Annotated in this window: 20 protein-coding genes; 11 read left to right on the plus strand and 9 right to left on the minus strand. The window is 70.6% G+C overall.

Annotated features, from left to right (window positions below; genetic code table 11):
* Window positions 1-59: 59 nt before the first annotated feature.
* The 6 genes from NLX83_RS36235 to NLX83_RS36260 all read right to left on the minus strand — a co-directional run bounded on the left by NLX83_RS36235 (window position 60) and on the right by NLX83_RS36260 (window position 6939).
* On the minus strand, window positions 60-1994 hold the full coding sequence (locus NLX83_RS36235) for an AfsR/SARP family transcriptional regulator (protein WP_254239782.1): 1935 nt from the start codon (window positions 1992-1994) through the stop codon (window positions 60-62).
* An 82-nt stretch (window positions 1995-2076) separates the two neighbouring features.
* The gene (locus tag NLX83_RS36240) at window positions 2077-3189 is read right to left on the minus strand and encodes a low temperature requirement protein A (RefSeq protein ID WP_254239836.1); all 1113 of its coding nucleotides are present in this window, start codon (window positions 3187-3189) and stop codon (window positions 2077-2079) included.
* A 28-nt stretch (window positions 3190-3217) separates the two neighbouring features.
* Window positions 3218-3889: a DUF6766 family protein gene (locus NLX83_RS36245; protein ID WP_254239783.1), complete on the minus strand. Its 672-nt coding sequence runs from the start codon at window positions 3887-3889 to the stop codon at window positions 3218-3220.
* Window positions 3890-3971: 82 nt separating this feature from the next.
* Complete coding sequence (locus tag NLX83_RS36250; RefSeq protein WP_254239784.1) at window positions 3972-4373, minus strand: hypothetical protein; 402 nt, start codon at window positions 4371-4373, stop codon at window positions 3972-3974.
* Between the two features lie 9 nt (window positions 4374-4382).
* The gene (locus tag NLX83_RS36255; protein WP_254239785.1) at window positions 4383-5021 is read right to left on the minus strand and encodes a UdgX family uracil-DNA binding protein; all 639 of its coding nucleotides are present in this window, start codon (window positions 5019-5021) and stop codon (window positions 4383-4385) included.
* Window positions 5022-5043: 22 nt separating this feature from the next.
* On the minus strand, window positions 5044-6939 hold the full coding sequence (locus tag NLX83_RS36260) for an ABC1 kinase family protein (protein WP_256564993.1): 1896 nt from the start codon (window positions 6937-6939) through the stop codon (window positions 5044-5046).
* Between the two features lie 184 nt (window positions 6940-7123).
* Between NLX83_RS36260 and NLX83_RS36265 the strand changes: the two genes are divergently transcribed.
* Both NLX83_RS36265 and arfB read left to right on the plus strand, forming a co-directional pair.
* Window positions 7124-8872, plus strand: a complete 1749-nt coding sequence (locus NLX83_RS36265) for a peptidoglycan D,D-transpeptidase FtsI family protein (RefSeq protein WP_254239787.1) — start codon at window positions 7124-7126, stop codon at window positions 8870-8872.
* A gap of 42 nt (window positions 8873-8914) precedes the next feature.
* A complete protein-coding gene (gene arfB, locus NLX83_RS36270; RefSeq protein ID WP_254239788.1) occupies window positions 8915-9349 on the plus strand; it encodes an alternative ribosome rescue aminoacyl-tRNA hydrolase ArfB in 435 nt (144 codons plus the stop codon).
* Between the two features lie 213 nt (window positions 9350-9562).
* On the opposite strand, the gene NLX83_RS36275 is transcribed toward arfB, so the two are convergent.
* Both NLX83_RS36275 and NLX83_RS36280 read right to left on the minus strand, forming a co-directional pair.
* Window positions 9563-10783, minus strand: a complete 1221-nt coding sequence (locus NLX83_RS36275) for an HNH endonuclease signature motif containing protein (RefSeq protein WP_254239789.1) — start codon at window positions 10781-10783, stop codon at window positions 9563-9565.
* 290 nt (window positions 10784-11073) lie between these two features.
* Window positions 11074-11229 carry a hypothetical protein gene (locus tag NLX83_RS36280; protein WP_254239790.1) on the minus strand — a complete coding sequence of 52 codons (156 nt, stop codon included), beginning with the start codon at window positions 11227-11229 and terminating at the stop codon, window positions 11074-11076.
* Here NLX83_RS36280 and NLX83_RS36285 point away from each other — a divergent pair.
* On the plus strand, window positions 11228-11803 hold the full coding sequence (locus NLX83_RS36285) for a phosphotransferase (protein WP_254239791.1): 576 nt from the start codon (window positions 11228-11230) through the stop codon (window positions 11801-11803). The genes NLX83_RS36280 and NLX83_RS36285 overlap by 2 nt on opposite strands.
* Here the strand turns inward: NLX83_RS36285 and NLX83_RS36290 are convergent.
* Window positions 11800-13461 carry an FAD-binding dehydrogenase gene (locus NLX83_RS36290; RefSeq protein WP_254239792.1) on the minus strand — a complete coding sequence of 554 codons (1662 nt, stop codon included), beginning with the start codon at window positions 13459-13461 and terminating at the stop codon, window positions 11800-11802. The two genes, NLX83_RS36285 and NLX83_RS36290, sit on opposite strands and share 4 nt — an antisense overlap.
* A 92-nt stretch (window positions 13462-13553) precedes the next feature.
* Between NLX83_RS36290 and NLX83_RS36295 the strand changes: the two genes are divergently transcribed.
* The 8 genes from NLX83_RS36295 to NLX83_RS36330 are packed head-to-tail and all read left to right on the plus strand — an operon-like array spanning window position 13554 to window position 20109.
* Complete coding sequence (locus tag NLX83_RS36295; protein WP_254239793.1) at window positions 13554-14033, plus strand: universal stress protein; 480 nt, start codon at window positions 13554-13556, stop codon at window positions 14031-14033.
* Between the two features lie 60 nt (window positions 14034-14093).
* Window positions 14094-15104 carry a FecCD family ABC transporter permease gene (locus NLX83_RS36300; RefSeq protein WP_254239794.1) on the plus strand — a complete coding sequence of 337 codons (1011 nt, stop codon included), beginning with the start codon at window positions 14094-14096 and terminating at the stop codon, window positions 15102-15104.
* On the plus strand, window positions 15101-16084 hold the full coding sequence (locus tag NLX83_RS36305) for a FecCD family ABC transporter permease (protein ID WP_254239795.1): 984 nt from the start codon (window positions 15101-15103) through the stop codon (window positions 16082-16084). Before NLX83_RS36300 ends, NLX83_RS36305 begins: the two co-directional genes overlap by 4 nt.
* A gap of 15 nt (window positions 16085-16099) precedes the next feature.
* Complete coding sequence (locus tag NLX83_RS36310) at window positions 16100-17062, plus strand: ABC transporter substrate-binding protein (RefSeq protein ID WP_254239796.1); 963 nt, start codon at window positions 16100-16102, stop codon at window positions 17060-17062.
* Window positions 16972-17280 (plus strand): helix-turn-helix domain-containing protein, encoded by a 309-nt coding sequence (locus NLX83_RS42375; RefSeq protein WP_374118857.1) that lies wholly within the window; start codon window positions 16972-16974, stop codon window positions 17278-17280. Before NLX83_RS36310 ends, NLX83_RS42375 begins: the two co-directional genes overlap by 91 nt.
* 30 nt (window positions 17281-17310) lie before the next feature.
* Window positions 17311-18339 carry a hypothetical protein gene (locus tag NLX83_RS36320; RefSeq protein ID WP_254239798.1) on the plus strand — a complete coding sequence of 343 codons (1029 nt, stop codon included), beginning with the start codon at window positions 17311-17313 and terminating at the stop codon, window positions 18337-18339.
* A gap of 9 nt (window positions 18340-18348) precedes the next feature.
* Entirely contained in the window at window positions 18349-19719 is a 1371-nt protein-coding gene (locus NLX83_RS36325) for a cytosine permease (RefSeq protein WP_254239799.1), read from the plus strand.
* Window positions 19720-19737: 18 nt separating this feature from the next.
* Window positions 19738-20109, plus strand: a complete 372-nt coding sequence (locus NLX83_RS36330; RefSeq protein WP_254239800.1) for a hypothetical protein — start codon at window positions 19738-19740, stop codon at window positions 20107-20109.
* Window positions 20110-20115 lie beyond the last annotated feature (6 nt).

Genomic DNA, 20115 nt, shown 5'->3' on the forward strand with positions numbered 1-20115 from the left:
AACAAATACACAAACTGGCGAATGTGCCATTTCCAAGCTGAATGAGGGTCACTTCGAAGTCAACGCGTTCGAGCCGCCGCCAACTCGGACACGCGCAGGCCCTTGGCGTCGCAGTAGCCGCGCAGGGTCAGCGCGAGCTGCCCCGCGTGCCGCTCGTGCTTCTCCCGGCGGGCGAACTCGATCACCGCGCGCAGGTTCGGCAGCTCGCGGTCGAACCACGTCACCCCGTTGCCGACGAAGGCGATCACCGCGTCCGGCACCGGGGTGAACCGCGCCCGCCCGGTGATCTGCCGGTCGGCCTCGTTGGCGGAGTACAGGTAGTGGTCCAGCAGCCGGACCGCCGCGGCGGGCTCGTCGGGCTCGTCGAGGCCGAGCGCGTGCTCGCGGAGCAGGTCGTGCAGCCGGTAGCGGCCCGGAACATGTTGCTGCACAAGGTGAACGCCGAGCAAGGCCTCCAGCGTGTCCTCGGCGTCGTCCACCGAGACGTCCAGCAGCGCGGCCGCGGCGTGCGGGGTGATGTCGACCCCGGGATGCCTGCCGAGCAGTCGGAAAGCACGGCACAGCAAGGGCTCCAGCGCTTCGCAGGAGACCGCTAACGCCGTGGAGCCCTTGCGCAGCCTGATGACCAGCTCTTCATCCGTCCACTTAGGACAGATCGCTCCGACGAGGCGCAACGCGAGCGGGAGATAGCCGCACAGCCCGGCGACGGCGCCACCGTGCGCGGAGCGGCGACCGGCCGCGCGTTCGAAGAGCTCCACCGCCTCCGGCTCCGGCAGCGGGCCCAGCGACAACGCGGCCGCGTCGAGCCCGGTCGGCCGCTGCCGCGCGGTGATCAGCGTCAGGCAACCGGGCGCACCGGGGAGCAGCGGCCGGAGCCGGTCGGCCTCGGCGGCGTTGTCCAGCACGAGCAGCACCCGCCTGCCCGCCAGCCGCGCCCGCCAGGCGGCCGCGCGCTCGCCCAGCTCGTCGGGGATGTCCTCCGGGGCCGCCCCCACCGCGCGCAGCAGCGACTCCAGCGCGTCGCCCACGGACACGGCATTCCCTTGCAGGTCGAGGAAGAGCTGCCCGTCCGGGTACCCGGCGGCGAGCAGTCGCGCCGCGCACGAGACGAGCGTGGTCTTGCCGACGCCAGCCGCCCCGTCGACGGTGAGCACGCTCGCGCCCTCGGACACGGTGTCGGACAACCACTTCAGCTCGCGGTCGCGACCGGTGAAGTCGGTGGGCACGCGCGGCAGGTCGGTTCGCGCCGTCCACGTGCGCTCCACCACGGGCGGGGCACCGCGCAGCACGCGTTCGTGCAGGTCACGCAGTTCCGATCCGGGCTCGACGCCCAGCTCGCCGACGATCCGGGCGCGCGCGTCGCGGAAGGTCTCCAGCGCCTCGGCCCGGCGGTCCGCGTGCCAGAGCGCGAGCATCCGCAGCTCCAGCAGCTTCTCGTGCAACGGGTGCGCCGCCAGCAGGTCGCCCACGTCGGCCAGCACCTCACCGGCCCTGCCGAGCCGCAGCTGCTCCTCGCCGAACCGGCACCGCGTCAGCAGCCACTGCTCCTCAAGGGCTTCCCGCGTCCGCTGCGCCCACTCGCCCTCGATCCCGGCGAGCGGCGGGCCGCGCCGGAGGGCGAGCGCCGGGCCCAGGTCCCCGGCGGCGACGAGCGCGCGGAACCGCACCAGGTCGACGTGCTCCGGCTCGATCGCCAGGCGGTAGCCGTCGTTCTGGAACACCAGGACGGAGGCGCCGTCGGCACCGGCCGCGACGAGGACCCGCCGCAACCGGGCGACGTAGGTCTGCACGAGGTTGCGGGCCCCGGCGGGCGGGCGGTCCGCCCAGACCCGGTCGACCAGCGCGGGCACGCCGACCACCCGGTCCGCCTCGGCGGCCAGGATCGCCAGCACGCACTGCTGGCGCGCGGGCCCGACCTGGACCGCGCGATCGCCGTCGCGGACCCGGACCGGACCGAGCAGGTCGATCTCCATCGCCGTCCCCCAAGTGATCAAGCCGAGTTTTCCGCGTCGTCACCAGGCGGTCCAGCGTTGTTACAGCTCCGTTCCAGCGCATTTGCCCAATCTCTGCCGCGACTTAACGTGGGCTGGGCAGACCGACCAGCACCAGCAGCCCGACGAGCACGGCGGTCACGTACAGCGAGGCCCCGGCCAGCGGGCTGACCGCGACGAGCACCGCGACCACCGGGAACGCGATCGCCAGGGGTGAGCGACCGCGCGGCAGGACGTGCAGCGCCCACACCCCGAGCAGGTACGACGCCACCGGGACCGCCGTCGCCATGCCCGCGGCGAACTCCGGGACGCCGTCCGCGCCGGTGCGGAGATCGACGGCGACTTCGAGGCCCGCGCCGACCGCCCCGGCCGAAGCGAAGATCACCAGGTGCCCGTAGCCCCACCGCAGCGAGGCGTTCAGCGAGGTCAGCAGGTCCTCGGCGGGCTTGTCGAAGTACAGCCACCACAACGAGAACACGATGACCAGCCCGGCCGCCGCGACCCCGAACAGGCTCACCGAACCGTGGCCCTCGTCGATCGCCGACCGCACCGCGTTGGTGGCGGCGAGGATCGACTCACCGAGCACGATCAGCGTGAACAGGCCGTAGCGCTCGGCGATGTGGCCCGGGTGCCACGGTGTGGTCGCGCCGCGCTCCGCGAGCGCCGGGACCGCGATCTCGGCGAGCAGCAGCACGAAGAACGCGGGCAGCAACCACTGCTGCGGCAACGCCAGCCGGACGAGCCAGCCGATCTGCACGAGGGTGATCCCGGCCGCGTAGCGCAGCGCGGTCCGCCGCCGCTCGGGGTCGGCCTTGGCGGCGCGCAGCCACTGCGTCACCATGGCCAGCCGCATCAGCACGTAGCCGTAGGTGATCACCGTGAAGTCGCCGTGGTCCAACGCCTGCCCGACACCCGCCGCGAGCACAAGCGCGCCCGCGATCTGCACGAGCGTCGTCACCCGGTAGGCCGTGTCGTCGGTGTCGTAGGCGGAGGCGAACCAGGTGAAGTTCATCCACGCCCACCAGATCGCGAAGAACACCATCGCGTAGCCGAGCACGCCCTGACCGGCGTGGTGTTCGACGACGGCGTGGTGCAGCCCCGCCGCGGCCTGGGCGACGGCGACGACGAAACACAGGTCGAACAACAGCTCGAGCGGGGTCGCGGCGCGGTGCGCCTCGTTCGCCCCGCGCGCCGTCATCGGCCGGTACCAGGTGGTCACGTGCTCCTCATCCCGCTTCGTCGGTGGTGGAGTGGGCGGCGCCGACCGGCTTGGACTCCGGCGACCCGCGCTGCCGCAGGTACACGCTGAACACCGCCATCGACCCGATCGCGAGGAACTCCGACTGCCAGTTCTGCAGGCTGCGGTTCCAGAAGTCGGCCGTGCCCAGGTACTCCGCCCACGGCACCGGGTCCTCCAGCATCGCGAGCTGGTCGGCGTTGTACGCGCTCACCCCGGCGACGGACTGCACCAGCCACGACAGCAGGAAGATCCCGCCCATCACCAGGCCGAGGGAGTTGGAGAAGACCCTGGTCCGCCAGCCGCCCGCGTGCGCCCACTTCGGCGCTTCGGGTCCGGCGTGCGAGCCGACCTGCTGCTTCTGGTCGGACTCCAGCCCGATGTCCCGCGGTGGCTTGGACTCCGGGGAGCCGCGCTGGATGAGCCAGACCGTGGCGATGATGTAGAGGAAGAACTGGAGGTACTCCGACTGCCAGTTCTCCGCGACGTCCACGGCGAACTCCGAGGACGCGAGGTAGCGGAAGAAGCCCGGTTCGGCGCCGCCGTCCGCGAGCCGCCGCTGCACCAGATCGGCGTACCCGGCGAAGGCCTGGCCCCCGAGCGCGCCGAGGAAGAGCAGGCCGAAGAAGACGCCAACACCGTTGTCGCGCAAGAACTTCATCGGCCGAGCACCCCCAGCACGAAGAAGAACACCAGCGCGCCGATGACGATGATCAAGTACGCGGAGAACATGCCGCGGGAGATCACGACCCCTCCAGCACGCAGTCGTAGGGCTGGTCGCCGCGCGGGGTGCAGCCCGCGCCGGAGATCCGCCAGCCGTGGGCGAACTCCCGCAGGAACAACGTGTCGCCGCCGGTCCGGACCTGCGCGGCGTCGCCCCACACCTCGACCTCGCGCACCGCGGCCGAGGGGAGCTTGAGCGTGCCGAGCGCGATCGCACAGCCTTCCGGCCGCAGCGCCTCCATGCGGCGCAAGGTCTTCGGCGTGAGCAGTTCGCACGCGGCCTTGGCGTCGCCCTTGGCCAACGCGCCGACGAACGCGTCCGCGGCGGATCTGACGGAGTCTGTTTCCGAGTTGGACACTGAGGCACATCCGCTCGCGAGGACCGCGGCGGCCACGGCGATCACAACCCTGGAGCCGGGCACCGTCGCACCCTAACCAGGCTGTCGCGATCCGGCGCGCTGAAGTTCTTCGGCGGCGCCCCGCAGGTCCCGCACGAGATCTTGGTAGGCGGCGTCCCGATCGGGAGCGCGGAGCACCGCCGAGGGGTGCTGCGTCGCGGTGACGCGGGCCGGGAAGTCAGGCAGGTCAAGGATTTCACCGCGGTGCTCGGTCAGCTTGAAACCGGGCCCGAGCAACGACTGCGCCGCCGTCGCGCCCAGGCAGACCACGAGCGCGGGGCGGATCGCGGCGAGCTCGGCGACCAACCACGGGCGGCACGCGACGGCCTCGGAGCGCGTCGGCTTCTTGTGGATGCGGCGCTTGCCCCGGGCCTCGAACTTGAAGTGCTTCACCGCGTTGGTGACGTAGGCGCGTTCGCGATCGATGCCCGCCTCTTCGAGCGCGCGGTCGAGCAGGCGGCCAGCGGGCCCGACGAACGGCTCACCCGCGCGGTCTTCCTGATCACCGGGCTGCTCGCCGACGAAGACGGCGTCGGCCGAGCCGGGCCCGTCGCCGAACACCGTCTGGGTCGCGTCACGATAGAGGTCGCAGCCCTCGCAAGACGCCGCCGCGGACCTCAGTTCACCGAGGTCGGCGGTGTCCGGCGGCTGCGCTCCGGGATGCTTCACCACGCCTGGGGCATTGCCCCGCGCGCTATCTCCGAAACATCAGCACCAGGACGCGCAGCACCAGGACGACGCTGATCAGCAGCAGGTTGTAGCCGAACAGCGCGTACAGGCTCACCGACGACGTCACCATCGGTCCGCCCGGCGTGCCCAGCAACATCACCGCCATGATCCCCGCCGTCGCGCCGAGCACCGTGAACAGCACCTGGTGCAGGAGAGCGGTCACGTGCGAGCGGTCGCGCTCATCGGAGAACAACCGGATGTTGACCGTGAGACGGCCGTTCTCCACGGCACCGGCGATGCGCTCGACGCGACGCGGCAGCCGCCGCAGCATCGGGAGCACGGCCGCCGCCTCCTGGATCACCGCCTCCTTCAGCGAGCCCGCGTCGAGCTGCTCGACCACGTAGCCGCGCGCGAACGACCTCGCCTCGGCGACCAGGTCGAAGCCGGGGGCGAGCTGCGCCAGCGCACCCTCCACAGTGGCCAGTGCGCGGAACACCGCGGCCACCTCCGGCGGGATCGACAGGCGGTGATCGGTGATGATCCGGAACAGGTCGGTGAACATCCGGACGCTCCGCACCGACCCTCCGCCCAGGTGGCGGGCCATGAACTGGCCGAGCGCGCGTTCGAGCCGCTGCTCGTCGATCTCGTCCGGCCGTGGCGCGATCTCCAGCAACGCGTCCCCCGCCGCGAGCGGGTCGCCGCGGTCCATGGCCAGCAGCAGCCGCTGCAACGCCGCCCGCAGCGCCGCGTCGAGCCTGCCGACGGAGCCGAAGTCCAGCATCCCCAGGCGTCCGTCGCGCAGCAGCAGCACGTTGCCCGGATGCGGGTCCGCGTGGAAGACGCCGTCGATCATGATCTGCCGCAGCAGGCACTCCACCAGGGTTCTGGCCAGCTCCCGGCGGTCCAGCCCGGAGGCGGTGATCTCCTTCTCCGCGGCGCCGAGCTGCACGCCGTCCAGGCGCTGCATCACCAGGACGCGCTCACCGCACAACGGCTCGTGCGGCACGGGATAGACGACAGCTCCGCCGGAGTTCGCCGCCACCGCCCCCATGTTCGCGGCCTCGATGCGGAAGTCCAGCTCCTCGCGCACCGCGTCGGCGAACCCGGACGCCAGCTCGCGCAGCCCGAGCGAACGACCCCATTTCGTGCGCAGCTCCAGGGTCCGCGCGAGCCGGTCGACGATGTCGATATCCCGTTCGACCAGGTCGCGGGTGCCCGGCCGCTGCACCTTGACCACGACCTCCTCGCCGTCGTGCAGGCGGGCCACGTGCACCTGCGCGATCGAGGCCGCCGCCAGCGGGGTGCGGTCAAAAGACGCGAAGATCTCGTCCACCGGCGCGCCGAACTCCTCGATGAGCACCGCTTCGACCTCGGCCCACGGGGCGGCCGGGACCTTGTCGCGCAGGCGGCTCAGCTCGGTGACGAACTCCTCCGGCAGCAGGTCGCGCCTGGTGGACAGGATCTGGCCGAGCTTGACGAAGGTGACCCCGCCGTCCTCCAGCGCTCCGCGCAAGGACCTCGCGAGCGTCGTCCGGCTCTGCTCGGTGCGGTCGCGGCCACGCAGGTAGGGGCCGAGGCCGTGGCGGATCGCGATACGGGTGATCTGCGAGTACCGGCGCGCGCGACGGAACCGCCCGCCCAGGCCGCGCAGCCACTCCAGCGGCGTCGGCAGCGAGCCGGTCGGCACCAGCGCTGCCGACACCGCGAGGAAGACCATGCCCGCGAGCACGGCGCAGCCCGTGGCCAGGATGAAGAACCAGAGGATGGTGTTCTGGTCGTCGCCCGGAGCCACCGCACCGCGCATGGCCTGCGCGATCGGCATCGCCAGCAGGTAGGCGAACAGTCCCGCGGCGAGCGTGCGCACCGTGCCGAAGGCGGTTCCGAGCAGGCGGCGCACGGCCGCGGCGAACAACAGCACCATGCCGAACACGGCGAGGCCGATGAAGACCTCCGCGAGCAGATCCACGGCCGAAGTCTAGGTATTCGGTCGTGTCCTGTACTCGAATCACCCCAACGTGAAGCCCCCTGATCGGTACGGTGTGTCGGGTGCGCGTGATCTTTCCCCGGCTCGGCTCACCCGTATCGCCGACTCAAGTCATCACCCGATGAGGGGAAGCGGCGCGCAACGGCCACGAATGGTGCTCGGCTGCGTGTTCCTCGTGCTGCTGTTGCTGGTGGCCGCGACGAAGCTGGTGTACGTCCAGGTCTTCCAGGCCGAGGCGCTCTCCGCCAAGGCCGCGCGGCAACGCGCGACCCCGCTGGACATCCCGGCCCAACGGGGCTCCATTGTGGACAGAGCGGGCCGCCCGCTGGCGTTCAGCGTGGACTCGCGGGTTCTCTACGTCGTCCCGCAGCGGCTGCGGGCGAACTGGCAGAAGGCCAGGGACAAGCGGCCGGACAAGACCCCGGACTTCGAGACCTTCACCGCGCAGATCGCCGACACGATCGTCCGCGCGGCCGGGGACGGCGCGAACCGGGAGCAGGTCCTGGCGAAGCTGCGCGGGGGCGGCCACCGCGAGGAGCTGGCCGAGAACATCGGCCCGGCCACCGCGTGGGAGATCACCAGCGCCTTCCCCGACATCGGCTCGGAGTACCGGGCGGCGCGGGTGTACCCGAACGGGTCGCTCGCCGCGAACGTGATCGGCACGACGGTGTGGCGCAAGGACCAGAAACCCGCGGGCACCCGCGGCGTCACCGGCCTGGAGAGCTCTCGCGACCAGGTGCTCGCCGGGCGCACCGGACGGCGGATCGTGGACACCGAGCAGGGCCGCGACGACGTGGTGATCCCCGGGACCGAGCGCGATCTCGAACCCGCGACGCCCGGCGCGAGCCTGGAGCTGACGCTCGACATCGACGTCCAGTTCCTGGCCCAGCAGCTGGTCACCGAGCACGCCAGGCGCCTGGGCGCGCACGACGCCGCCGTGCTCGTGCTGGACGCCAAGACCGCCGAGGTGCTCGCCATGGCAACCGAGCAGAAGATCAACACCGCCGTCTCCGTCCCGTTCGAACCGGGCGGGACCGCCGCGCTGATCACCGCCGCCGGAGCCGTCGAGGACGGCACCCTCGGCCGCGACCAGACGCTGACCGTCCCCGAGCGCGTCCGCGTCGACGGCGTCGAGGTGCGCGACCAGCACGGCCACGCCACCCAGGACTTCACCCTGGCCGGTGTGCTCGCGCGGTCCTCGGACGTCGGCACCGTGCAGACAGCGCGCAAGCTCGGCGACGACCGCTTCGCCAACCTGGTCTCCCGTTTCGGCCTCGGCGTGCGCACCGAGATCGGGCTGCCCGGCGAGAGCGCGGGCCAGCTGCCGCCGCGCGAGCACTGGTCCGCTTCGACCCTGGCCCGCCTGCCGATCGGCCACGACGTGTCGGTGACGCTGCCCCAGCTCGCCGGGATGTACCAGGCGATCGCCAACGACGGCCTCCGCGTTCCGCCGCGCCTGGTCCGGGCCGAGACCAAGCAGAACGGCCACCGCGTCGAGCTGCCCGGGCCCACCGGTGTCCGGGTCGTCAGCCCGCAGACCGCCGCGACCGTGCGCGGCATGCTGCGCGCCGTGGTGCAGGACGCCCCCGGCCAGAAGGGCACCTCGCCCGTCGCCGCCCTGCCCGGCTACCAGGTGGCGGGCAAGCCCGGCACGCGCACGCAACCGAGCGGCCAGCGCGCGTGGAACTGCTTCGCCGGGATGTTCCCCGCCGAGTCCCCGCGCTTCGTGATCGCCACGATGGTCGACGCTGCCGAGACCGACGCCGCCGCCCGCCTGTTCCGCGAGGTCGCCGACTACCTCGCCCAGCGCTACCACGTGCCCATGGCCAAGGAGCGCGCTCCGGTCCAGGATCTGGTCGCGCCCCGGTAAATCCGAATGTGCGCCGCCGGGGTGGTGAGGCATCCTTGAGGCATGGCTACCGATCTGACCGTCACTGCGTCGCTGGTGATCCCCGGCGTCGAGCTGGCTGAGCGGTTCTCCCGCTCGTCCGGCCCTGGCGGCCAGTCGGTCAACACCACCGACAGCCGCGTCGAGCTGTCCTTCGACGTGGCCACGTCGTCCGCGTTCACCTCCGAGCGCCAGCGCGAGCGCGCCCTCGACCGCCTCTCCGGCCGCTTGGTCGACGGCGTGCTCACCATCGCCGCCTCCGAGCAACGCAGCCAGCTCCAGAACCGCCACGCCGCCCGTGACCGTCTCGCCTCCCTGCTCCGCGAGGCGATCGCCCCGCCTCCTCCGCCTCGCCGGGCCACGAAGCCCAGCCGTGGCGCCCGCGAACGCCGCCTCACTGCGAAGCGCCAGCGCTCCGACGTGAAGCGCGGGCGTGGCCAGGTGCGCCACACCGACTGACTCCCAGCTGTTTCCGGCTGCTTTCCGGCGTGGGGTCGGCTTGACCTGGGGCCCCTTGCGCGTGCCCTTGGGCCTCTCGGGGGCACGGGATGAAACCCCGGCCCTCGCGGGGGAGCGTATGGCACGCGCACCCCAGGTAAAGCCTCGGTTGCGTTGCGCCCCTTGCCTTCCAGCCTGCGCCGGGGCGTCCGTCCACTCTGGACGCCCCGGGGTCTATAGCTTCAGCGGGCAGTCCACCCTGATGTTCCGCAGAGGTTCCTGGTCAGGGTCGATCCACTTCGGTGGGATGAACGCCGGTATCCCGTGGTCGAAAATGATCTCCCAGTCCTGATCATGGATCACATGGTGGTGATGCACGCACAGCAGGACGAGGTTGTCGAGATCGGTCGGGCCGCCGTCGATCCAATGCACCACATGATGAGCTTCTGTCCACGAGGGTGGCCGATCACATCCGGGGAAGGCGCATCCCTTGTCCCTCACCGCCAGTGCGCGTTTCTGGGCGAGGGAGGCCAGGCGTCGTTCGCGTCCGTAGGCGAGGGGTTCACCTTCTCCGCCGAGCACGATCGGGATGACTGCGGTGTCGCAGGCGGTCTGCCGCAGCAGGTCCGCTGACATGGGCTGGCCGGTGTGGGTTTCCCCGCAGCCGGTCCTGTGCTCCAGGTCGTCCAACCCCATGGTGACGATCAACAGGGTACGGGGCAGTCCGGGCATGTCCTGGACCGACATCGCCATGGTCATGGCCTCGATGAAAGCATCGGCCAACCGCTGCTCAAACCTACGGGGGTCTTTCTCGCCGTTGACGGACTTGGGTTTGGCCAACGCGGAGAGGAAGTTCCAGATCTTCTCGCCGTTGATCGGATCAATCATCGCCTTGAGATGCAGGCACCCGTCCTGGTCACGGCCCATCCGCGCTGATCGCCGGGCGAGCGCTTCTTGTTCGTCGCGGTAGACGCCGTCGGGGTCGACGTGCTGTCGCACGCGTTTGCCGACCACCATCAGATCACGCGGGTTCACCTTGCGTGCCGCCTTCGCCAGAGCCGCGTCGGCCTTGGCCGCGTACTGCTCGGGGATGCGCTTGATGGCATCGGAGATGACCAGCGCGTGTTCGCCGCTGATCGTTCCGGTGTAGACGGCTTGCCGGGTGCGGGGCAGTTTCGGTAGTTCGTGGACCAATCGCTTGCGGCGGTTGGCTTCGGCAGGAGCGATATTCAACTCGCTGCGCAGCAGGATCGCGAGATCCTTACAGCCGCGTGAGGTGTGCAGGCCGCGTTCCTCAGCCTGGGTGGCGACATCGGTCTTCACGGCGGTGAGCAGATTACTGATCCGCTCCAACTCCTTCAGCAACGCGACATGGTCCTTCTCGGAGAGTCGGTAGGAGTCGTTGATCTCGATCTCGGTCGTCAGCATGTCTGTGATTGCCTTGGTATCCAACATGATTCACCCCCTTCTCCGTGGATACCTCTATTATCTCAAGACGCAAGATCGACATCCAAGTACCAGTGGGTGAATCCCTGCACGCCAACGGTTCCAGCGTGTCACCGAATTCGGCATTCGGGGAGGGTCCCCCAAGTGGGCGACACCAATCGCAAGTCCCAGCGAAACATAAGGGGCGCAACGGGATCGAGGCTTTACCTGGGGAGCGCGTGCCATACGCTCCCCCGCGAGGGCCGGGGTTCCATCCCGTGCCCCTGAAAGGCCCAAGGGCACGCGCAAGGGGCCCCAGGTCAAGCCGACCCCATGCTGGAAGCCAAATTCGCTTGGACGACAACGAAAAACGCCACACCGCCGAGAACGACGACCTCGTCCTCAAGCTCTACCCGCCGGTGCACCGCGACGAATGCGCCCTGGAATCCGGCGTGCTGCGCGATCTGGCTCCTCATGACGCGCCTGCACGGCCGGAACCTGGGCGAGGTCTGGCCGGAGCTGACGGCATCAGAGCGCGACGAACTGGCCGACCAGCTCGGCGAGAGCCTGGCGATCCTGCACAGGACGACAGTGCCGACGCTGCCCGACGTGGACTGGGACAAGTTCGTGATCGGGCAGCGCGCGAAGCTGGTCGAGCACCATCGGAAGCGCGAACTCGACCCGGTGTGGCTGGACCAACTGGACGGCTTCCTGAACACGGTGGACCTGATCACGCCGCGCGCGCCGGTGCCGCTGCACACCGAGGTGATGCCCGCATCTGCTTACACACAAAGGAAAACTCAGCGGGCTCTTCGACTTCGAGCCTGCGATGCGCGGCGCGCGGGAGTACGAGTTCGCGGCGACCGCCGGGTCCTGAGGAGGGTGCTGAAGGCGTACGGCTTCACCGATCTCGGGCCGGAGCTGTCCCGCCAACTGCTGGGGATGACGATCATCCACGTGTACAGCAACCTCGGCTGGTACATGCGCGAGCTGGGCGTCCCGGCCGAGAAGACCCTGGACGCCCTCGCCCGCCACTGGTTCCCGCTCTAGGCCGTCGCCGCCGCGGCCGCTCGACCCGCCACGCGCCCGGAGAAGATGCAGCCACCGAGGAACGTGCCCTCCAGCGCGCGGTACCCGTGCATGCCGCCGCCGCCGAACCCGGCCGCCTCGCCCGCCGCGTAGACGCCCGGCAGCGGCTCGCCCGAACCCTGGAGCACGCGGGAGGACAGGTCGGTCTCCAGTCCGCCCAGGCTCTTCCGCGTGATGATCGACAGCCGGACCGCGATCAGCGGACCGGCCTTCGGGTCGAGCAGGCGGTGCGGGGTGGCGACGCGGATCAGCTTGTCGCCCAGGTAGTTCCGGGCCCCGCGCAGCGCGGTGATCTGGAGGTCCTTGGTGAACGGGTTGCGGATCTCCCGGTCGCGGGCCCGGATCTCGCGCTCGACCTGCTCCTCGTCGAGCAGCGGCTCCGGGGTCAGCGCGTTCATCCTGGAGATCAGCGTCCTGAGGTCGTTCTCGACGATGAAGTCCACGCCGTGCTTCTTGAACGCCTCGACCGGACCGGGGGCGCCGGGCAGCGCCCTGCCGAGCACCCCGCGCACGCTGCGCCCGGTGAGGTCGGGGTTCTGCTCGGAACCCGACAGCGCGAACTCCTTCTCGATGATCTTCTGGGTGAGCACGAACCACGTGTGCTCGTGGCCGCCGCGCATGATGTGCTCCAGCGTGCCCAGGGTGTCGAAGCCGGGGAACAGCGGCACCGGCAGCCGCTTGCCGCGCGCGTCCAGCCACAGCGAGGACGGTCCGGGCAGGATGCGGATGCCGTGCATCGGCCAGATCGGGTCCCAGTTCTGGATGCCCTCGGTGTAGTGCCACATCCGGTCGCCGTTGATGGCGTTGCCACCGGCCTTCTCGGTGATCCCGATCATCCGGCCGTCCACGTGCGCGGGCACCCCGCTGAGCATGTGCTTCGGCGGCGTGCCAAGCCTTTCCGGCCAGTTGCGGCGCACCAGGTCGTGGTTGCCGCCGATCCCGCCCGACGTCACGACCACCGCCTGCGCGGAGAACTCGAACGGCCGCAGCTCGACCCGCGAGCTCTTCTCGCCGCGCGCCACGTCGCTGTGCTCCAGGACCTGCCCCCGCACCCCGTCCACGGCGCCCGCCGTCACGGTCAGCTCATCGACGCGATGGCGGGTCTTCAAGACCACCAGACCCTTGTCGATCGCCGCGCGCACCCGTCGCAGGAACGGCTCGACCACACCCGGCCCGGTGCCCCACGTGATGTGGAAGCGGGGCACGGAGTTGCCGTGGCCCATGGCGTCGTAGCCACCGCGCTCGGCCCAGCCGACGACCGGGAAGAACTTCATGCCCTGTGCCTTCAGCCACGCGCGTTTCTCGCCCGCGGCGAAGTCCACGTACGCCTCGGCCCAGCGGCGCGGCCAGGTGTCGCAGTCGCGGTCGAAACCCGCGGTGCCCAGCCAGTCCTGGAGGGCCAGCTCGTGGGAGTCGCGGATGCGCATCCGGCGCTGCTCCGGCGAGTCCACGAAGAACAGCCCGCCGAAGGACCAGTGCGCCTGGCCGCCGAGCGAGGCGGGCGGCTCCTGGTCGAGCAACAGCACCTTCCGCCCGGTGTCGGCCAGTTCGGCCGTGGCCACCAGCCCGGCCAGCCCCGCTCCGACGACGATCACGTCCGCGCTCGCCTCTGCCGCCATCACCACACCCTTCGATCGAGGACGAACGATTGTCCCCTGCGAGATCCACTCACGCGTGGTAGGGCTAGTGAACCGCCGAAAGGAGGCAGCACATGTCCACCTGCTCGCACCGCAACACGATCGTCGTCGGAGTCGACGGGTCGGAACCGAGCGTCCAGGCGCTGCGCTGGGGCTTCAAGGAGGCGATGCTGCGCGACGCGTCGGTGACCGCCGCGATCTTCTGGACGCCGCCGGGGATCTCACCGTCGAGCATGCCGATCCCGGTGGTCACGCCGATGGACGACGAGACCGAGGTCTACCGCGAGGTGCTGGCCGAGGCGCTGCGCCGGGCCCGCCCCGGCTACGAGAAGGTGCCGGTCCGGGAGGTGGTGGAGCCGGGTCTGGCGGGCTCGCGCCTGGTGGAGCTGGCCGAGGGCTCGGAGATGCTGATCCTGGGCAGCCACGGGCACGGGCACGTGATGACGGCGCTGATGGGCTCGGTGAGCGCGGCGGTGATCCGCAAGGCGAACTGCCCCGTCGTGGTCATCCCGACCCGCCTGGTCGCCGAGCTGGAGCCGTCCTGCTCCCGGTAGTTCGACCAGATCCGGCCCCGGGAACAGGGAGAGCAACTTAGGTATGGCTATCCTCACCGGGTGACGTGGGGAAGCGCTCTCACCTCGCGGCGGATCGGTCTGCTGCTCGCGCTGGCCGGGCTGGCCGCGTGCGCGCTGCTGTCGATCATGGTCGGCAGCCGGTGGCTCGGCGTCGGGGCGGTGCTCGACGCCCTGCTCCACCCCGCTGGGGATCAGACCGAGGCGATCGTCTGGGGCTTGCGCGTCCCCAGGACCGGTTTCGGCCTCGCGGTGGGTGCCGCGTTGGGCATGGCGGGCGCGCTGATGCAGGGGCTGACCCGCAATCCGCTGGCCGATCCCGGGCTGCTCGGGGTGAGCGCGGGCGCGTCGCTGGCCGTGGTGCTGGCCACCGGTTTCCTCGGCGTCACCTCGCTCTCCGGGTACATCTGGTTCGCTTTCGCGGGCGCCGCGGTGGCCGCCGTGGTGGTGTTCCTGCTCGCCGCACGAGGGGTCGGCGGGGCGACGCCCACGAAGCTCGCGCTGGCCGGGGCCGGGGTGACGGCGATGATCGGTTCGCTGACCACGAGCGTGCTGCTGGCCGACGCGGCCACCCTGGACCGCTACCGCTTCTGGTCGGTCGGCGCGCTCAGCGGCCAGGACCCGGCGACGCTGCTCCAGGTGCTGCCGTTCCTCGCGGTGGGCGCGCTGCTCGCGGCGATGATCTCGCCGGGGATGAACGCGCTCTCGCTCGGCGAGGACGCCGCGCGCGGGCTGGGCCAGCGGATCGGGCTGATCCGTGTCGCCGGGGTCGTCGCGATCACGCTGCTCGCCGGAGCCGGGGTCGCCGTGTGCGGGCCGATCGCGTTCGTCGGCCTGGTCGTGCCGCACCTGGCGCGGGCGATCTGCGGCCCCGACCACCGCTGGGTGCTCGCGTACTCCGCCGTGCTCGCGCCCGCGCTGCTGCTGGCCGCCGACGTGCTCGGCAGGCTCGTGGCCCATCCGGACGAGCTGCACGTCGGCATCGTGGTCGCCGCGCTCGGGGCCCCGTTCTTCATCGCCTTCGTCCGCCGCAGCCGGGTGGCGGAGCTGTGACGGCCCGGCCGAGGACGATCGTCGCCTGCTTCCTGCTCGGGGCGAGCGCGTTCTTGTTGCTGTGCTTGGAGATCACCATCGGTGACTTCCCGTTGACCGTGCCCGAGGTCGCGGCGGGCCTGTTCGGTTCCGGTGACCCGGCGGCCCTGCTGGTGATCAACGAGATCCGGCTGCCGCGCGCGCTGGTCGGCCTTCTGATCGGGATCGCCTTCGGTGTCGGCGGGCTGCTTTTCCAGGCTCTGGCGCGGAATCCGCTGGCCAGCCCGGATGTGATCGGTGTGACCGACGGCGCGAACACCTTCGCCGTCGCGACGTTGCTGGCCGGTGCCGGGACGGGGCTCGGCATGTCCACGATGGCCGTGCTGGGCGGGTTCACGGTGTCCGCGATCGTGGTCGGCTTGTCCTGGAAGCAGGGCACCACGGGCATCCGCATCGTGCTCGTGGGCATCGGCATGGCCGCGCTGTGCGGCAGCATCACCGACTACCTGCTGCTCAAGTCCGGTGCTTTCCAGGCGCAGCAGGCGGTTGTGTGGTTGACCGGCAGTCTCAGCGGACGCACCTGGGGCAGCGTTCCCGCGTTGGCCGTCGCGGTCGCGCTGCTCGTGCCCGCCGCGCTGGCGCTCGGGAAGTGGTTGGCGGGCTTGGAGCTCGGCGAGGACACCGCCCGCGGCCTCGGCGTCCCCGTTCAGGGCGCCCGCCTGGCGATCATGGCTGTCGGCGTCGGCCTGGTCTCTTTCGCGACCGCCGCGGCCGGTCCGGTCGCGTTCGTCGCGCTGCTCGCTCCGCAGATCGCGCGGCGGCTCGTGCACCCCTCCGTCCCGCCGCTGATGACGTCGGGTCTGGTCGGGGCGGTCGTGGTACTGGCAGCCGATCTCGTTGCCCGCACGCTGTTGTCCTCCGGCGAGCTGCCCGTGGGAGTGGTGACCGGAGTGGTCGGGGCTCCGGTCCTGCTGTGGCTGCTCGCCAGAAGTTTCCGTTGACGGGAAAGGAAAACCATGAGCACGACACGACGCGCCTTCCTCGGCGGCATGGGTTTGCTCGCGCTGGGCGCCTGCGGTTCCCCGCGCGGCGCGGCGGGCGGCACCGCCTGGGAGTTCACCGATGACCGGGGCCGCAAGGCCGGTCGCCCAGCTCGCCCGCAGCGCGTCGTCGCCCAGATCACCGCCGCCGCGGCCTTGTGGGACTTGGGGATTCGGCCTGTCGGCGTGTTCGGCCCGCAGAAGCGCCCCGACGGCTCCAACGAGGTCATGATCGGCAATGTGGACCTGTCCACGACGCAGTCGGTCGGCATCACCTACGGCGAGTTCAACGTCGACAAGTTCCTGTCGCTGCGCCCCGACCTCCTCGTGACCGTGATGTACGGCGATGAGCTCTGGTACGTCCCCAAGGAGCCGACGCCCACCATCGAGTCCGTCGCCCCCATCGTCGGCATCCGTTTGAACGGCCGCTCCGCCCGCACCAACATCGAGGCTTTCGTCAAGCTCGCCGGTGACCTCGGCGCCGACCCCAATGCTCCCGCCGTCGTCGAGGCGAGGGCCGATTTCGACCGCGCCGCCGAGAGTCTTTCCGCTGCCGCCAAGTCCGGCTTGAAGGTGCTGATCGTCAGCGCCAACAAGGACAAGCTCTACATCGCCACCCCCACCTACCACGGCGACCTGAAGTTCTTCCAGGAGCTCGGCGTGGACGTCGTGGTCCCCAACGCGGGCAAGGACGCCTTCGAGTCCCTGAGCTGGGAGCAGGCCGACCGCTACCCCGCCGACGTCATCCTGGTCGACAGCCGCGCCGCCACGTCCATCCCCCGCGCCGGGCTGAACGCGATCCCGACGTGGTCCCGCCACCCGGCCGTCAAGGCGGGCCAGGTTTTCGAGTGGGCGGCGGAGACCCCGTACAGCTACAACCGTTTCGCCCCGGTCCTCCGCTCGCTGACCGAGGCGCTCGGCAAGTCCCACCGCGTCTAGAACGGCGCCGGTTCCGCGCCGAGACCGGCGTGTCGCCGCAGCAGTGGATCCTGCGCCAGCGCATCGCGACGGCGCAACGGCTGCTGGAGCTGACGGAGATCCCGGTGGAGGGGGTGGCCCGCGCGGTCGGCTTCAGCTGCGCGGCGGCGTTGCGCACCCACTTCCAGTCCACAGTGGACACCACACCGACGAAGTACCGCGCCCGCATGCGCACCTGACTGTCGAGGGCGGATGCCACAATCCCGCCCATGACGCGGACGACGATCGTCGAACTGGCCAGCCGGATGGTGTGGCTGGGCATGCTGTCGGAGGAGAAGGCCGTCGCGTTCCTGACCGACATCGGCAAGCGGGACAAGGACTACCTCGACAAGCAGGAGGAGGCGCGCGATCTCGTCCCGTGGTTCTCCGAGCTGGGTGTCGCCTTCTCGGTCCACGGCGAGGACGTCGACTCCGTGGCGCAGTACTACCGCTACCTGTTGGAGGAGGAGGTCTCCGCGGTCACCGGCGTGACCTTCTCCGACGTCGTGCTGGTGCGCGACGAGGACGGTGACGAGGCGTTGCACTTCCTGCGCGACGGCGAGCCGGTCTGGTGGCGGGTCGAGCACGTCTCGGAGGACTACGCGGATCAGGGCGCGTTCGCCACGCAGATCGGTGACCTGGAGCCGGGTGCGGCCGATCCGCGCGTGTTCCACCACGTCCGCCCGGAGAAGGTGGAGTCCTGCCAGGACGACGTCTACCTGCTGGCGACGCCGGACCAGGCGCGGGCGTTGCACGAGGAGTTCGGCTTCGACCTCTCCGGGCTCGACAGGAAGGAGGCTGTCGAAGACCCCGGCACTTGGCTGTCCGAAATGGACAGTTCACTCGCTGTGTGGCGCAAGGGGTTCCTCCCGGCGGAGTTCCCCTTCGACTTCTCCCCCGGCTCGCTCGACGCGCTGGAATCGCTCGTGCGGGCACGGTTCTCCGGCTGGGACGCGGTCAAGGACGCCGCGGACGACCCGTTCGTCGTCGGGGCCGTCCGCTACCTGGGCGAGACGGTGCTCCGGAACGCGCCCGCGCGCTGGGACTACGACGGGCGCGTGGTGCTCCGAGCAGACGTCCCGGCGGCGTTCAGCGTGACCGAAGTCCCGCTGCACCTGCTCTGCCGCGTGGCGGAGAGCAGCGAACCCGGCACGCTGCGCGAGGTCGTCGACGACGTCCGGCAGTCGACCCGCAGCTACCGATCAGCGCTGCGTCTTCTGGAAGAGCAGAGTCTTCTCGAAAAGCAGGGGGATGCCTAAAGTGTGCCGATGGCGTTCGACGCGCACGGCATTGAGCCGATCCCGACCGAGCACCGGGACTCCACTCCGTGGGAGCAGTTCTGGATCTGGTCCGGGGCCAACATCGCGCCCATCAACTGGGTGCTCGGCGCCCTCGGCGTCACGCTCGGGCTGAGCCTGGCCGAGACGCTGATCGTGATCGCGCTCGGCAACCTGGTCGGCTGCGCGGTCTTCGGGCTGTTCAACATCATCGGGCACCGCACCGCGGTGAACCAGATGGTGCTCGGGCGGGCGCCGTTCGGCAGGCGCGGCGCGATCGTGCCGGGCGTGGTGCAGTGCCTGGTCTCGATGGGCTGGGTCGGCGTGAACACCTGGGTGGTGCTCGACCTGGTGATGGCGGTGCTGCGGCAGCTCGGCGTGCACGGCGGCACCGGGATGAAGTACTTCATCGCCGCGATCATCATGGTGGTGCAGCTCGGGCTCGCGCTCTACGGCTTCTACGCGATCCGGACGTTCGAGAAGTACACCGTGCCCGCGACGGTGCTGGTGATGGCGATCATGACCGTGCTCGCGCTGAGCCAGACCGACCTGGACTGGACCACGGCGACGGCCACCGCGCCCGCCGACAAGCTCACCGCGATCACCCAGCTGCTCACCGCGATCGGCATCGGCTGGGGCATCACGTGGCTGCCGTACTCGGCCGACTACAGCCGGTTCGTCCGCCCGGGGGCCTCTGCGCGGTCGGTGTTCTGGTCGACGGCGCTGGGCATGTACGTGCCGACCGTGTGGCTCGCCGGGCTCGGCGCGTGCCTGGCCAGCTCCGGCGGCAGCACCGATCCGTCCGCGCTGGTGGTGAGCGCGTTCGGCGCGATGGCGCTGCCCGTGCTGCTGCTGATCATGCACGGGCCGGTGGCGACGAACATCCTCAACCTGTACTCGTGCTCGCTGGCCGCGCTGTCCATCGGGATCAAGGCGGCGCGGTGGAAGGTCACGCTGGTGGCCGGGGTCGTCGCGTCGGCGGTGCTCGTGGTGTTCGTGCAGGCCGATGACTTCGCGCGGGCCTTCGACCACTGGCTGGTGTCGATCCTGGTCTGGATCAGCCCGTGGGCGAGCATCGTGCTCGTCGACTTCTTCGTGCTGCGCAAGGGAAAGATCGTCATCAGCGACCTGTACGAGGAGTCGAGCTCGGTGAACGCGCGCGCACTCGTCAGCCTGGGCGCCGGACTCGTGGCGGGCTGGGCGTGGCAGTACGGCATGGTCCCGCTGATGCAGGGCCCGCTGGCGAAGGCGCTGGGCAACACCGACTTCTCCTGGCTGTCCGGGGCGCTGGTCGCGGGGGTCCTTTACTACGTCCTCTGTGGAGAACGGACTCCGGATGGCCGGAGACAGCCTGTGACGTAGCCCGCTACTGTGTGCCACATGATGCGGACGAGCGAGCGGCAGCGCCCCCTGCTGCCGACGCTGCTCGTCCTGCTCGCGGCACTGGCCGCCCTCGGGCTGGCATCCCCCGCGTTCGCCTCGGTCCCCGACGACGGTGACCAGCACGCGCGGCACGTCGTCTCCGAGTTGGCGCACCCGAGCCCGACGCTGCGCGGGCGCCAGCACGCCCACGCCGTCCCGGTGCGCGGTTACCTCGCCACCGGGCCGGTGCTGATCGCGCTGCTGCCGCCCGCCGAGCCGGTGCCGGAACCCCTTGCGCCGCTGGGCGACGCCCCGCAGGACCGGCTCTCCGGATCGTTCGCCGAGCCCACCACCGCGGTCGGCTCGCGCGCACCGCCTCCGCGCGCCTGACCCCAG

This window comes from Allokutzneria sp. A3M-2-11 16 (assembly GCF_024213555.1).
In the GTDB taxonomy this organism is placed as follows: Bacteria; Actinomycetota; Actinomycetes; order Mycobacteriales; family Pseudonocardiaceae; genus Allokutzneria.